General features: G+C 59.2%; 9 protein-coding genes and 1 pseudogene. 5 read left to right on the top strand and 5 right to left on the bottom strand.

What is annotated here, in order from left to right; translation table 11 throughout:
- Window positions 1-110: 110 nt before the first annotated feature.
- Together AB8B31_RS29935 and AB8B31_RS29930 are read left to right on the top strand one after the other, a co-directional pair.
- Window positions 111-242: pseudogene (locus AB8B31_RS29935) on the top strand (transposase domain-containing protein); the annotation flags it as partial.
- Window positions 243-325: 83 nt separating this feature from the next.
- Complete coding sequence (locus tag AB8B31_RS29930) at window positions 326-940, top strand: hypothetical protein (RefSeq protein ID WP_047617722.1); 615 nt, start codon at window positions 326-328, stop codon at window positions 938-940.
- A 62-nt stretch (window positions 941-1002) separates the two neighbouring features.
- Here the strand turns inward: AB8B31_RS29930 and AB8B31_RS29925 are convergent, their stop codons facing one another.
- Both AB8B31_RS29925 and AB8B31_RS29920 read right to left on the bottom strand, forming a co-directional pair.
- Entirely contained in the window at window positions 1003-1482 is a 480-nt protein-coding gene (locus tag AB8B31_RS29925; RefSeq protein WP_439007664.1) for a hypothetical protein, read from the bottom strand.
- 847 nt (window positions 1483-2329) lie between these two features.
- Window positions 2330-2725, bottom strand: coding sequence for a response regulator (locus tag AB8B31_RS29920; RefSeq protein WP_047617764.1), 396 nt, complete (start codon window positions 2723-2725; stop codon window positions 2330-2332).
- 568 nt (window positions 2726-3293) lie between these two features.
- Here AB8B31_RS29920 and AB8B31_RS29915 point away from each other — a divergent pair.
- Together AB8B31_RS29915 and AB8B31_RS29910 are read left to right on the top strand one after the other, a co-directional pair.
- A complete protein-coding gene (locus AB8B31_RS29915; protein ID WP_018246394.1) occupies window positions 3294-3932 on the top strand; it encodes a response regulator transcription factor in 639 nt (212 codons plus the stop codon).
- Between the two features lie 781 nt (window positions 3933-4713).
- On the top strand, window positions 4714-10245 hold the full coding sequence (locus AB8B31_RS29910; RefSeq protein WP_439007608.1) for an AAA family ATPase: 5532 nt from the start codon (window positions 4714-4716) through the stop codon (window positions 10243-10245).
- A gap of 932 nt (window positions 10246-11177) precedes the next feature.
- On the opposite strand, the gene AB8B31_RS29905 is transcribed toward AB8B31_RS29910, so the two are convergent.
- Window positions 11178-11318 carry a hypothetical protein gene (locus AB8B31_RS29905; RefSeq protein WP_439007607.1) on the bottom strand — a complete coding sequence of 47 codons (141 nt, stop codon included), beginning with the start codon at window positions 11316-11318 and terminating at the stop codon, window positions 11178-11180.
- Between the two features lie 237 nt (window positions 11319-11555).
- Here AB8B31_RS29905 and AB8B31_RS29900 point away from each other — a divergent pair, with 237 nt between their 5' ends.
- Window positions 11556-11813, top strand: coding sequence for a hypothetical protein (locus AB8B31_RS29900; RefSeq protein ID WP_112908566.1), 258 nt, complete (start codon window positions 11556-11558; stop codon window positions 11811-11813).
- Window positions 11814-12300: 487 nt separating this feature from the next.
- Here the strand turns inward: AB8B31_RS29900 and AB8B31_RS29895 are convergent, their stop codons facing one another.
- Both AB8B31_RS29895 and AB8B31_RS29890 read right to left on the bottom strand, forming a co-directional pair.
- Window positions 12301-12495: a hypothetical protein gene (locus AB8B31_RS29895; RefSeq protein ID WP_331841797.1), complete on the bottom strand. Its 195-nt coding sequence runs from the start codon at window positions 12493-12495 to the stop codon at window positions 12301-12303.
- Between the two features lie 447 nt (window positions 12496-12942).
- Window positions 12943-13830, bottom strand: coding sequence for an alpha/beta fold hydrolase (locus AB8B31_RS29890; protein ID WP_439007663.1), 888 nt, complete (start codon window positions 13828-13830; stop codon window positions 12943-12945).
- Window positions 13831-13880: the final 50 nt, after the last annotated feature.

Below are 13880 nucleotides of genomic sequence, written 5' to 3'. Positions count from 1 at the left end.
GCGACAATTGCGACGGAGAGACCCTAAGCTATGCCGACTAGGCGGCCGCTATGGTGCTGGAAACGTTGGCAAAAAGTTGATTAATCGGCATAGTTCGCCGGTCGGCATAAACCTGCAAGCTCAATGCCATCGATCCATTCGCATATCTGGCCAGCACACTCACCGCCATCGTCAACGGTCACAAACAGCGCCGGATCAATGAGCTTTTGCCTTGGAGCTTCAGTAGCAAGCACACCCCGTGATGCTCAGGGGCCATTGCGAAAGCCCGTCATGCGTGCAAGATATTTTCCCATGTGTTCAGTCGTATTGATTCGAGATTGGTACCATGATCGTTACGGAAGAGGTGTTTTCGCGCTTTCGCGATAAGGGAAAGGTGCCGGTACGCAGTCTGCCGTCGAGCCTCTTTTCGCAGACAGGCGATTTGTTTTTCAAGAATGACGCCGCCCCGCTGTCCCAATTTCCGAGCGATGTCCGCGAGGTTATACACGTGGTGCCCGTCTTAGCATTCTTGCAGACCGTCCCTCCACTTTCGGATGAACGTGAATGGATCGCGTTGCACCATCAATGTGGCGGATATCACTGTTTGGAAGTCGCGATGGTTGCGACAATTCTCACACCGAATGTGACGATCAAAGACAAGCTCGACCAAATCGGAAAGCAGTTCTACTTCGCACAACACGGAAACCTTGAGCCAGGCAACATGTTGGCATCCTCTATTTCAGCATATTCGACAGCACTAAGCGCAATCGGCCTTGATTGCGAGTGCACATGGCGAAGGCTTTCAGAAGGGCTCTACCCTATCGATTGCACTCAGGAAAATCTCAACAAGGTCGCTTCCGATGCGCCCTCCCTAGATATGCTGGCAGATTGGCAGGGATTTACCCGGGCGCGGTACAGCACGGACCCAATCATCCTATTGCTGGCAAGCAATAGCGACTGATTGGCCGTCTCACGCGCTAGTGTGAGCAGCACACCGCTCACCGATTTTCGCCGATCCGCTGATCACTTCTCGCAAAGTTTGGCCAAGTTCTTCTCCAAACTTCGCCGCAGGGCGCCAGAGATTTCAGTCTCCAGTCCTTTGACGATGTCGCCGAACCGGCCACCGGTCTTCACGATCTCGACGGAGGTGTCAGTCATCTTGCAGGTCGCCAGGTCGACCTTCAGACGAACCGCGGCGGTTGCTGAAAACCCTCCTTCGACCAGCGCTTCGGCTGAGGTCTTGCAAGCAAGAGTGCCCCGGGCGCTCGCCTCCGCGGTGTCGCCATTCACCGACAATTCCAGGTTCTCGATCTTCACGGCATCGAGCTTGTCGATGCCGACCTCCACGCTGATGCCGAATTTCGACACCTTGGCCTTCAAAGACCTGCATGGCTGCGCGTCTCCGATGACCCTCTCCAAGGCATTCGGTGCCTGGGCGTTGGCGAAGGAGCATGGCTGGAGGAGAAAGGCTCCTGCCGCCAGCAGGCCCAAACAGTTCCACATCGCTTTCTCCCTTTCTCCGATCTCACCGCGTTTTCCATGGATGCATCGTAACCGTATCCCGCTCCCGCGTTGTTCTCGTCGCCGTGAACTGTGATCGACAATGCGTGGATGAGCAACGGGAGTTTCAGCGCTACCTCCCATGGCGCCATCTGATTGCTGCTTCCGTCCGATTGCAGGCGCCAAGTGGCAACTTTTGCTTGGCAAAAGGCCGAACGGCCAGGTCATCCGGAAGACTGGCGTTATGACGATCGTGCTCAAGGGTGGTATCGTCGTTTCCGGCGACGGCATCGCTATCCGGTTTCCCGTTCAACTGTTGGTCCTGCGCGAAGTCGTCTAGGGTCGGGCATCCCGAAAGTAATGCGCATCGACGTTCTAAAGGTGAGCGCCAGTTACTAGAGATGATATGCTGGCCTTGTCACGCCGGCGGTAAACTTGCACGCGGAAGGCCGCACAAGACAACAGGTCATCGATGCTGATGATCGAAAACTATCGGACCGGTTTGCCCTGGAATATCATGCGTCGACGCAAGCCCCTGGTGACGGGATTACGTCGCGTCCGATTTTCAGGAGGGTGGCTCTAGATTCGATGCGCCCCGACCCCTAGCGTGCCGGCGCCCGCCTAGTTGGTACCGTCCCTCACCTGAGTTCCCTTCAACTGCTGCGGCGGATCGAAGCCCAGAGGTCGTGGTATCGTCGAAGCCGTCAATTGCGAGAATCCGTTGAGGGCGGCATTGAGGCTTTGACGACGGTGGCGGACCGGCCGCGAGCCCCTTATACATCACGGCACGACACATGTGAGGCTGTCCAGGACCCGTCAGCAGATTCAACAAGTTGCGAAGTGTGCGACCTCATGAACCGCTTTCCCTCCCGCTATTGAGGGCCAGCGCGGAACTGATGCAATCGAGCAAAACCTGTTCGCCAAATGGTTTTGTCAGGCAGCCCACGATGTCCGCGCCCAACGCAGACGCGCGCACGTTCTTTTCCGGAAAGGCGGTGATCAGAACAGTCGGAATGCTCTTGCCCAGCGCGACGAGCCGGCGATGCAGATCGAGCCCGCTCATTCCGGGCATATTGATGTCCGTCACGAGGCAGGCCGTGCGGCGGATATGAGGGAATCTCAAGAAATCATCCGCGGATGAAAAGGTTTCGGCATCAAATCCCATCGACCTCAAGAGCCCCTTGATAGCCTCCCGCATCGACTCGTCGTCGTCGACGATCGCAATCAGAGGTCTCTTGGTTGGCACTGCCGCCTCCCAACTTCGCCGATCAGCATCATGCCGAATTAGCGTTGTGGCGCGCTCGACTGGAAGATTTTAGTATTGAACGGCGACAAAGGCAGCGCAAGCTATACGATCGTATAGAGTATCTAAGACTTGTGGAGCGAGCTGGGTCTCTGCCCAAAAAGCGCCCGTGCTCCGATTGGATATTCCGGTGAAGGATTTCTTTTCGATTGTACGCAGCATGCTCGATCACTCGGCACAGCATCGCAAGTGCTTGAGATTTGCTTGCCTAGCGCCGCCCGATACTTGCGGCACGCGTCCCTTGTGACGGTAGGCGGCATCAGCACGCCATGGCAGTCTCCAGGACGCGCAAGCGCTTTTGGAGACCGCCCGCATCTAGCCTTGTGGCCGAGGTGATTATCGCGCATTCTGGTGTGCGAAGAAAAGCCGCTTCGGCACTAGCGAAGGAGAGAGGAGGAGTGTTCTCATCGCGTGACTGGCGCTCCGCTGGTTGGGCTTTGCCCGCTGCTGCTGCGGTGGGGGTGGACAGTATATATCCCAAGACGTCGATTCACCTTGAGGGCCCTGACGATTGACCGAGGCGCCAGCAACCATCATTGTCATCGATGATGACCCGGAAATCCGCGAGGCGCTTGGCAGTCTGCTGCGTTCCGTCGGCTTTGCCGTCAATCTCCTCGCTTCGGTGGGCGACTTCCTCAGGTCTGAGCGACCCGACGGACCGACCTGTCTCGTGCTCGATGTCCGGCTTCCGGGGCAAAGCGGCCTTGATTTTCAACTCGAGCTTTCGCGAGAAAATATTCAGCTGCCGATCGTCTTCATCACCGGGCACGGCGACATTCCCATGTCCGTCCAGGCGATGAAAGGGGGCGCGGTCGAGTTCCTGACGAAACCGTTCCGAGATCAGGATTTGCTCGACGCCGTTAACGTCGGCTTGGCGCGCGACCGCGTGTGGCTTGAAAATGAAAAGGCATTGGCGACGGTGCGCGCGCGTTTCGATAGCCTGACCCCGCGGGAGCGCGAGGTGATGGCTTTGGTGGTGACCGGAAGACCCAACAAGCAGATTGCCGGCGATCTAGGCGTGAGCGAGATTACAGTGAAGGTTCACCGCAGCCAGGTCATGCAGAAGATGGGCACCAGATCCCTGCCCGAACTCGCGCGTATGGCTGATAAGCTGATGCTCGCTCCGGGAAAGCCGCAAACGCACTCATAAAGGTCTTGGCCGCGCGTATAGGCCAACCCAACTAATTGGTTATCGATTCTTCCTGATGGCCAATAGCCCAGGGGGGAGCCCCTGCTCTATTGTGCGCGTTCCTTTCCTCCCATCCTCCCAGGCCGGATCGCCACCGATCGGCCCGCCTTGGCCTCCCACCCCATGGGAGGCTTCTTTTTCGCCTCAGCCCGGCAAGACACTTTCGACTCCAACACCGACAACGAATCGCAACCGACGGCACGACGATCTGCGGAGAGGATTAGCTCGGACCATCACCGCAGTCATTGTCGAGGACCAGGATGACTTCGCCGACATGACTCGCTGAGCAGAAGTTCGCTGATGGGGATCGGTGCCGGTATTCCAAAGTATCGCGAAGGCGAAACCACAGTATAATTTCCCGTCGTCCCTTCCGTCGCTAGACTCTATCCGTTGCCTCCGGAGACAGGTAGCGAATCCCCCCGTTGCTACCCACTAAGCTTCGGCGCTCCCTCCATCCGAAGCTCTGCGGGTCCACGACCCGCCCGACCGCCCAGCAGCCGCTGGGCGGTCTTTCGTAGAGGCGGACCACGCATCGAACGGGTGGGTGGCCGCTCGTTGTTGGGACGAACAGGCGAGATGTGGTAAGAAGGTCCAGGTGGTCGCGGCTCGTCATATGTGCTCGCTTTGGCCAATTTGACGGGACGGATCTCCGAAACGAAAGTGGCGTGCCAGATGCGACAGGCGAAATGCCGAAGTCGGCAAGCAGGCACATCCTCTTTCTTCGGCGTTGGTGGAGATGAGTTTGGAGGTTCTTTGGGAGGACGGTGATCGCGTGTTCCACCGGGAACGGCGCCTAGGTGCCGACGGCAAGTGGACCCCGGTACTGATCGTGCTTTCGGCCCTCGAGTACCCGACACCTTCGAGCCTCGGCCGCCTCGACCATGAATATGGGTTGAAGGACGAGCTTGATTGTGCATGGGCGGTGCGACCGCTTGAGTTGGTGCGCGAAGGCGGCCAGACGATGCTGGTGCTTGAAGATCCGGGCGGCGAGCCGCTCGCCCGGCAGCTCGGAATGGCGATGGAAACGGGACTTTTCTTGCGCCTCGCGATCGGCATCGCCGCGGCGCTGGGGAAGGTCCACCAGCGCGGTCTCGTCCATAAGGACATCAAACCGGCCAATATCCTGGTAACGAGCACGGGCGCCGAGGTGCGGCTAACCGGCTTCGGGATCGCCTCGCGCCTCTCCCGCGAGCGGCAGGCCCTCGAGCCGCCCGAAGTGGTCGCCGGAACGCTTGCCTATATGGCCCCCGAACAGACCGGGCGCATGAACCGGTCGATCGATTCCCGCAGCGACCTTTATGCGCTCGGCGTGACCTTTTACGAAATGCTTACCGGGAGCCTGCCCTTTTCCGCCTCAGACCCAATGGAATGGGTGCATTGCCACATCGCACGGCAACCGACACCGCCCAACGAGCGGGTGGCGGATGTTTCACCGGCGGTATCGGCCATCGTCATGAAGCTGCTCGCCAAGACGGCCGAGGAACGATACCAGACGGCCGCGGGCGTCGAGCACGATCTGAGGCGCTGTCTCAGCCAATGGGAAATGCGGTGCCCGACCGACGCATTCCCGCTCGGCGAACGCGATATCCCGGACCGCCTGCTGATTCCCGAGAAGCTGTATGGGCGGGACCACGAGGTCGAGACCTTGCTCACCGCCTTCGACCGCGTGGTGTTGAGCGGGGCGCCGGAGTTGGCCTTGATCTCTGGCTATTCCGGCATCGGCAAGTCGGCGGTGGTCAATGAACTCCACAAAGTTTTGGTGCCACCGCGGGGCCTGTTTGCGTCCGGCAAGTTCGATCAGTACAAGCGCGACATTCCGTATGCGACCCTGGCACAGGCTTTTCAGAGCCTTATCCGGGGGCTTCTCGCGAAGAGCGACTCTGATTTGGCACTCTGGCGCGAGACCCTGAGAGAGACGCTGGGGCCGAACGGACGGTTGATGGTCGATCTCGTCCCCGAACTGAAGCTCATCATCGGCGACCAGCCGCCGGTGGCTGAACTTCCGGCACCGGACGCGCAACGGCGGTTCGAGCTGGTATTCCGCCGTTTTATTGGTGTCTTCGCCCAGCCCGAGCATCCGCTGGCACTGTTCCTGGATGACCTGCAGTGGCTTGACACGGCGACACTCGATCTGCTGGAAGACCTCCTGACGCGGTCGGATCTGCGACACCTGATGCTGGTTGGTGCCTATCGCGACAACGAAGTAAGCGCCGCCCATCCGCTGATGCGGACGCTTCGCGCAATCAAAAGCGCCGGCGGCAAGGTCGCGGAGATCACGCTTGCGCCGCTTACAAAGGGTCATCTGCGGCAGTTGATCGCGGATGCGCTCCACTGTCAGCCCGATCGTGCGGCCCCGCTCGCACAAATGATGCACGACAAGACTGGCGGCAATCCGTTCTTCGTCCGTCAGTTTCTATTTTCGCTCGCCGAGGAAGGAATGCTCACCTTCGATCATGACGCGGCATGCTGGTCCTGGGATCTCGGTCGCATTCACGCCAAGGGATACACCGACAACGTCGTGCACCTCATGATCGGCAAGCTCGCGCGCCAGCCGCTCGAAACGCGGGAGGCGTTGCAGCAGTTCGCCTGTCTTGGAAACATCGCTGATACCACGATGCTTTCACTCGTCCTCGGGATCCCGGAGGAACAAGTCGCCGGGGCCTTATTGCCCGCCGTCGCTCATGAGCTGCTCGAGCGGCTGCCAGACGCCTACCGGTTCGTCCACGATCGCGTTCAGGAAGCGGCCTATTCGCTGATCCCGAAGGAGCGACGCGGCGAGTTGCACCTTCGCATAGGGAGACTGCTTGCGGCGAACACCGCGCCGGAGTTGGTTGACGATTATGTCTTCGAGATTGTCAGCCAGCTCAATCGGGGAGCCGCGCTGATCACGTCGACCGACGAGCGCGAGCAACTGGCCGAGTTCAATCTGCTGGCTGGCAAGCGCGCCGAGGCGTCGACGGCATACGCCTCGGCGCTCAACTACTTTGTCGCCGGCACGACGCTGCTGCCGGATGACGCGTGGGAGCGCCAGCGCCAGCTGATCTTCGCGCTTGAGCTGAACCGAGCCGAATGCGAGTTCCACCTGGGCGCGCTGCCGGACGCGGAGGAGCGGTTGGCACGGCTTTCCACTCGTGCTCTCTGCTCCGACGACCAGGCTGCCGTCGCCTGCCTGCGCATCGATCTCTATGCCGCGCTCGGTCAGACCAGTCGCTCCGCCGCGGTCGGTCTCGACTATCTGAGGCAGCATCTCGGCGTCGACTGGTCGCCGCATCCGGCCGACGAGGAGGTGCAAAGAGAATACGACCGGATATGGTCGGGGCTCGGGAGCCACGCGATCGAGGAGCTCATTGACCTGCCGCTGATGAGCGATCCGGCGTCCTCCGCGACACTGGATATTCTCACGCGGCTCGTTGGGGCGGTATGGCACACGGATGCGAATCTGGCATGCATGGCAATCTGCCTAGCTGTGAACCTGAGCCTCGAGCGAGGCAACAGTGACGGCTCCTGCTACCATTATGTGTCGCTTGGCTATATTGCCGGACCGCGCTTCGGCGACTATGAGGCCGGATTCCGGTTTGGTCAGCTAGGCTGCCGTCTGGTCGAAACGCACGACCTGAATCGCTTTCAGGCCAGGACTTACAAAGACTTCGGGGCACACGTCATACCGTGGACGAGACATGTCCGAATCGGCCGCGACATCTTGCAGCGAGCGCTTGACATCGCCAACCAGAGCGGCGACCTCACGTTTGCCGGATACAGCCATGTCAGCTTGAACTCGAATCTGCTGGCGGCTGGCGATCCGCTTATCGAAGTGCAACGCCAAGCGGAGATTGGCCTCGCGTTCGCGCGGGAGGTGCGGTTCCAGTTCGTTGTGGACCTCGCCAGCGCGCAGCTCGGACTCGTCCGGACACTGCGGGGGTTGACCGGGAAATTCGGCTCCTTTGATGACGACGGATTTGACGAAGTTGAGATCGAGCGCCGGTTTTCCGAAAATCCGAATCTCGCGGAAACCTGTTACTTTGTCAGAAAACTGCAGGCGCGTTTCTTCGCGGGCGACCATGAGGCGGCCGTGGATGCCTCGTTGCGGGCGCAGAGACTGCCGTGGACTTCGGTGGCGCATTTCGAGGAAACGCCGGAGCATCATTTCTACGGCGCCTTGGCCCGCGCCGCATGCTGCGACTCCACCACGGCCGACCAACGGGCGCGGCATACGGAGGCTCTGGTCGCCCACCACCGACAGCTTGAAATCTATGCGAAGAATTGCCCGGAGAACTTCGAGAACCGAGCAGCGCTCGTCGGCGCCGAGATAGCACGCCTTGAAGGCCGCGAAATCGACGCGGCGCGCCTTTACGAACAAGCGATCCGCTCGGCGCGCGCAAACGGCTTCGTTCATCATGAAGCCCTCGCATATGAACTCGCCGCCCGCTTTTATGCACGGGGAGGCTTCGAGGACTTCGCTCGTCTTTATCTCCGCAACGCGCGTGGCTGCTATCTGCGCTGGGGTGCCGACGGCAAGGTGCGACAACTCGACCAACTCTATCCCGACCTGAGAGGGGAAGAACGTGCTCCCGCTCCAACGAGCACCATTGGTGCACCGGTCGAACAACTTGATCTCGCTACCGTTATCAAAATCTCGCAGGCCGTGTCGGGAGAGATTGTTCTTCAAAAGCTGATCGACACGGTCTTGCGCACCGCCGTTGAGCAGGCGGGCGCCGAGCGCGGCCTATTGATCCTGCCGCGTGGGGGTGAGTCACGGATCACGGCGGAGGCCACGACGGGTGGCGAAACGGTCGTGGTGCGGATGCGTGACGAGATCGTGACAGGGACAACCCTGCCGCAATCGCTCCTTCTTTATGTCTTGCGCACAAACGAAAGCGTTGTTCTCGACGACGCCATGGCTCACAATCCATTTTCCAAGGACCCCTACATTTGTCGCCACCGGGCTCGTTCCATTCTCTGTGTTCCGTTGCTCAATCAGGGCCAACTCGCGGGGGTACTCTATCTTGAGAACAACCTCGCCCCCCGGGTCTTCGCGCCGGCCCGGATCGTCGTGCTGAAGCTGCTCGCATCTCAGGCAGCTATCTCACTGGAGAATACCCGGTTGTACCGCGATCTCGCTGAACGCGAAGCCAAGATCCGTCGCCTCGTCAAGGCCAACATCATCGGGATCGTCATCTGGAATATTGAAGGTCGCATTCTTGAGGCCAACGACGCGTTCCTCCGCATGGTGGGATACGACCGAGAGGATCTTGCCTCGGGCCGGCTTTGCTGGACGGACCTGACACCGCCCGAATGGCGCGACCGCGATGAACGGACCGTCGCGGAGTTGAAGGTGATCGGGTCGGTCCAACCCTTCGAGAAGGAGTATTTTCGGAAAGATGGCAGCCGTCTGCCCGTGCTGATGGGCGGTGCTCTCCTAGAAGAAAGCAGGAACGAAGGTGTTTCTTTCGTCCTCGATTTGACGGAGCGCCATCAGGCCGAAGAGGCGTTACGGGAGAGCGAGGAGGCCTTGCGCGAAGCGCTGGGGCAACTTGCCCACGCAAACCGCGTCGCCACGATGGGGCAGCTCACAGCCTCGATCGCCCATGAAGTCAATCAGCCGCTCGCCGCGTCGCTCACTAACGCCCAGGCGGCCTTGCGCTGGCTCGGTAACCGTCCGCCGAATCTGGAGGAGGTGACTCAGGCGCTCGGCCGGATTGTCGAGAACGCCAATCGAGCCGGCGATGTCATTGGCCGGATCCGTGCCTTGGTCAAGAAGGAACCCCCTCGCAAGGGGCAATTCGACCTCAACGAGGCCATTCGTCACGTGATTGCCCTGACCGGCGGTGAAGCGCTCCGGCAAGGCGTCACGCTGCGGACCCAATTCGCGAGGAGCCTCCCGTCGGTGGAAGGGGATCGTGTCCAGTTGCAACAGGTGATCCTAAACCTCATCATGAACGCCATCGAGGCGATGAACGGCGTTAATGAGGAAGAGCGCGATTTGCTGATCAGCACCGGGACAGGCTCGGGGGGCGTAGTCGTCACGGTGCGCGACTCGGGTCCAGGCCTGGACCCGCAAAGCATGGACCGCATTTTCGAGGCCTTCTACACGACCAAATCCAGCGGCATGGGTATGGGCCTGGCGATCTCCCGTTCGATCATCGAGGCTCACGGGGGCCGGATGTGGGCCAATGCTAATGAGCCTCGTGGGGCAGTGTTTCTGTTCACCCTGCCTCTAGAACGAGACGAAATCCACGCAGCGAATGCCGACCAAATCACAATGCTGGGAAAATAAGGCCAACAACTGTCTGAAGCTTTCGCAGAGCTGCTCTCGGCGAAGTGTGGAAGCGTCGGCGGGCCTCTCTTCTCCATGGCGAGACGACCGAGATGCCGCTGAAACTGCTTCACACATGACGCGTTCAGCGGTCGATGGAGGCAGCGGTGGCGAAAGCAACAAGCGCATCGCACGGTGCGAAATCGTGCCACGGGAAGCTGGACGCGATGAGCAGCACTACCATGTCCGCACCAGCTAAACGGTGCTTCGCCCCAAGTTCGATGATCCAGGTGCGGACCAAGAAACCCTATCGAAGACGCAGATCGTTTGGATTAATGCATGGTCACGGAACTCACTGAAGGGCAAAGATCCTCGAAGTCCTCCACAAGACGGAAAAGCCCGAACGAGTAGCACAAGAGACCGAACCGCGTCCCGGTCACAAACAGGGTAAAAGCAGATCTCCCGGCGCGCAAAGCTTGTCCCCAGGGAGGCGTGATTGTTTCGCATGGCATGACGGAAAACATCATCAAATGAGCCCCAAAGGCCGTATTCGGCCATGATGAACCATCTGGCGGCATGTGGAGCGGAGAGCCCGGAGCCCAGTGCCAAGCTTTCCCATATGCGCTGGGAAACAAGGTCAACGGGACCAGATCGATTTCGATTCGGTTGAGTTCATGTGTCATGGCGTCAATCCTTGGAAGGAACGCGAAAGAACGAAGAGGCAAACGGTGCGACCCGTAGGCTCCCCGGCCACCTTTGTGTGGTGAAACCACCGTCCCGAATGTTCTTGATGCAGTTACTACTCCCGCTGCGTGATGAACTCCCCAGTGAGCCTGATCACATGGCTGCGCGGAAGAAATGTACCCTGACCATAGCAGGACGCTGCCCGACCCGCCATTGATCTGGAGGAAGGATCGGGGTAGCGAACAGGAGGGGATGACTTATACGGGGGTTTAGGAGTCCTTGATCGAGGTCGGCAAGCCGCGTGATGTCTCCGCTGGAAAGTCGACCATCATCCGCGTCGCGATGAGATACCCTCGGCTGGAATGGACGACCATGACGCCGATATCGCGCTCCTTTTTCGAGGGCTTCATGCTCGAAAACGAGTGGCCGAGCCTGGTATGGCTCCCTAGCGCCCGTCTGTTTGCTGCGGTCGTATAATTTCCGCATACACAAGTATGATGGTGAACCTGAACACTTTGTTTTAACGTTTGCTCATAAGTGCCGGCTTCGCCAAGCTGCTCATCCTTGCACAGCTTCGTTGGCCATTCACTGTACGTTGGAACCATGGGGAGTTTTCAGGTTCCAAAGCCGTTAGGGAAGGACGCAGAATGCCGACGGTATCTCCGACTCCGATCACGCCCCCGGACGAGCACGTTGTGACCGCCCGCGAGGCGCTTGAGCCTCTCTACGAAAGACTGGAGCTTCACACCGAATCCACCTTGCTTTCGGCGGCAATGGCCGCCGGATGGCCAGCCGAGGAAGCAACGAGGGCGCTGGCTGCCCTTAGATTGCAAGACGCGCTCAATATTCTTTGCCGAGCGAATTCAAGCCCAAGCATATCGATGCACGGCCAAACGGCCGAATGAAATGGCAGTCTACGCGAAGTTCCAAGGGAATTGATCCAACGGGGATATCCAGCAGCACGATCAACGAAGTCTGCGTCAATGGAAACGTCCTCAAGCAATTGAATTTGGGAAGAAGACGTCCTCATGGCTGCCCAACGCTGCCCGACGCACTCTTTGACGATCGCCGAGACGACGTCTAGTTCCCTGAGCTTAAGAAATTCGTGGAATTCAACGGGCTGTGCGACTCAGGCCTTTACGCGGAGCTTGTAGATCCCAGTGCTGCTCGGTCACGGGGTGATCGAAACAACGCATGCCCGCCAGCATGTTCAATTCGACCTCAAGGAAATGGCACAACAAGCTTCAGTCGGGTCAATCTGGCAATCCAATCCGTTTCCCGACGACGAGCGTGTTCGCGTTCCCAGAGGCGTGGAAGACAAGAGCTTATTCCGAAACGGCCCAGAGCCAAGCCTCCAAACAGCCCCGAGCTTGCGCGGATGGCCGGTTGCTTTTAAAACTGTTCGACAAAACACCAGAGGCTCACTTGGTTGCCACGATTTAGTAGATTGACCAAGTTGTCGGCCTCCTCGGCGGTGAGCATGTCCATGACAAACCCATCGATGATGGCCGCCTGTCCGCTGACTTTATCGAACACCGTCCAGTAAATATTGAGGTTCTTGCAACGGCTATATCTTTGCGATGCCATCGTGAACGGCCTCCATGTGGTAACGACTTTGGTCAATTGTGAGCGATCTTTCAGACATGACTGCCTGGCGGCTCTTGGACATCCGCGAGGCTCGTGACGTCAGTCGGCAGCTCGGCACAGGTCTCGCATTCAGCGGGTGGTAAGGGAACTCTTACACCACAGAGAGTCAGGCCGCTCGTTGCCTTTAAGAAGGCGCTCACAGTAGAGCATTTTTGTACGCGCTAATGAAGAGATGCGTTGGAATCAGCCATGCTATCTGTTCGTATAGCCTTCCAAAAGCTCACATCATCCACCTTCGACAACGAGCAGCACCTGATCTCGCGCCGGGCACATAGTTCCGCTCGTAGGTCTGGATGACCACATCGAAGCGGCTTTCCATCTGTCAGATGATCGATGCGGCGCAGATAGATCGATGCGCCTGTGGGACTTGGAGAAAGCAGCTCATCCTCATGCCACCAGTGTCCTCTTATTCTCCACGATGGACATGGTGTCGACGAGCAGCTCCAGCAGTTCCACACACACCTCAGTCCGGACATGATGCGGCAAATGGCCCACGCCCCTGAGCGTTTTGAAGACCGCCTGGTCGTGGTTCCGTTGGATCCACGCCGAGTGCCACCGATAGTCGATGACCCCGTCCCGGTCGCCGAAGACAACGGTTATAGGCAGGTCGGACGAGAGGCGCCCGAATGCGGCCATGTCGGCGTTGAAGGCGGACAGTTCCGCGGCCATGGTCTCGATTGTGCGCGACGACAAGATGTGGCGCGCGGGCAAGGCTGCCAAGTATTCCGGTACGGGATTTGGGGCGGCCGAGGTTCGCAGCGCGGAGCGGAAAATCACCTCCGGCCAGCGAGTGGTCATCTGGCGGCGGACGGCGGATCCGATCATCGGCATCATCGCCGTACGCAACAGCACGAAAGGCTTGAAAGGAACTGGCCTGCAGCAAGGTGCGATCAGCAACATAGCCCTAACGAGGTCCGGCCTGCGCTGCGCGAGAAGAAGTGGCGGTGCGCAACCGATAGAGTGGCCGACCAGCACGCGCGGCCCGCCTCCTATATGCTCAAGGAAGGTTTCGAGCCAGAAGGACTGCCCGAGAGGTCCCTGACTTCCGGAAGGTAGTGGAGAACTGAAGCCGTAGCCTGGGCGATCAGGTGCAATGATCCCGATGTTCTCGTGGACTTCGAAAGGAGCGACAACCTCCTCGGCAAGGCTTCCGCAGCCGTGTAAGAAAACGACCTCTGGGCGGTTCGCCCGACTTCTTCTCAACAAATGGATTTTATGATCGTGGACTTGCAGAAGTTCGCCGACGCGGGGGACGTTTGCACAAGGATGCTTCATACGCGCCAAACGTACTTTTCAGTCGATTGTTCCGACTGGCGGGCGGTGGG

This window comes from Rhizobium sp. 62_C5_N11_2, assembly GCF_051811185.1.
GTDB lineage: Bacteria > Pseudomonadota > Alphaproteobacteria > Rhizobiales > Rhizobiaceae > Rhizobium > Rhizobium leguminosarum.
The sequence above is the reverse complement of the archived record's forward strand: the minus strand, read 5'-3'. Positions and strand labels throughout refer to the sequence as shown.

Excerpts from the sequence above, each read along its gene's own strand:
- AB8B31_RS29895 (WP_331841797.1), bottom strand. The coding sequence starts at position 12,495 with ATGGCATCGCAAAGATATAGCCGTTGCAAGAACCTCAATATTTACTGG.
- AB8B31_RS29900 (WP_112908566.1), top strand. The coding sequence starts at position 11,556 with ATGCCGACGGTATCTCCGACTCCGATCACGCCCCCGGACGAGCACGTT.
- AB8B31_RS29905 (WP_439007607.1), bottom strand. The coding sequence starts at position 11,318 with ATGAAGCCCTCGAAAAAGGAGCGCGATATCGGCGTCATGGTCGTCCAT.
- AB8B31_RS29930 (WP_047617722.1), top strand. The coding sequence starts at position 326 with ATGATCGTTACGGAAGAGGTGTTTTCGCGCTTTCGCGATAAGGGAAAG.
- AB8B31_RS29925 (WP_439007664.1), bottom strand. The coding sequence starts at position 1,482 with ATGTGGAACTGTTTGGGCCTGCTGGCGGCAGGAGCCTTTCTCCTCCAG.
- AB8B31_RS29890 (WP_439007663.1), bottom strand. The coding sequence starts at position 13,830 with ATGAAGCATCCTTGTGCAAACGTCCCCCGCGTCGGCGAACTTCTGCAA.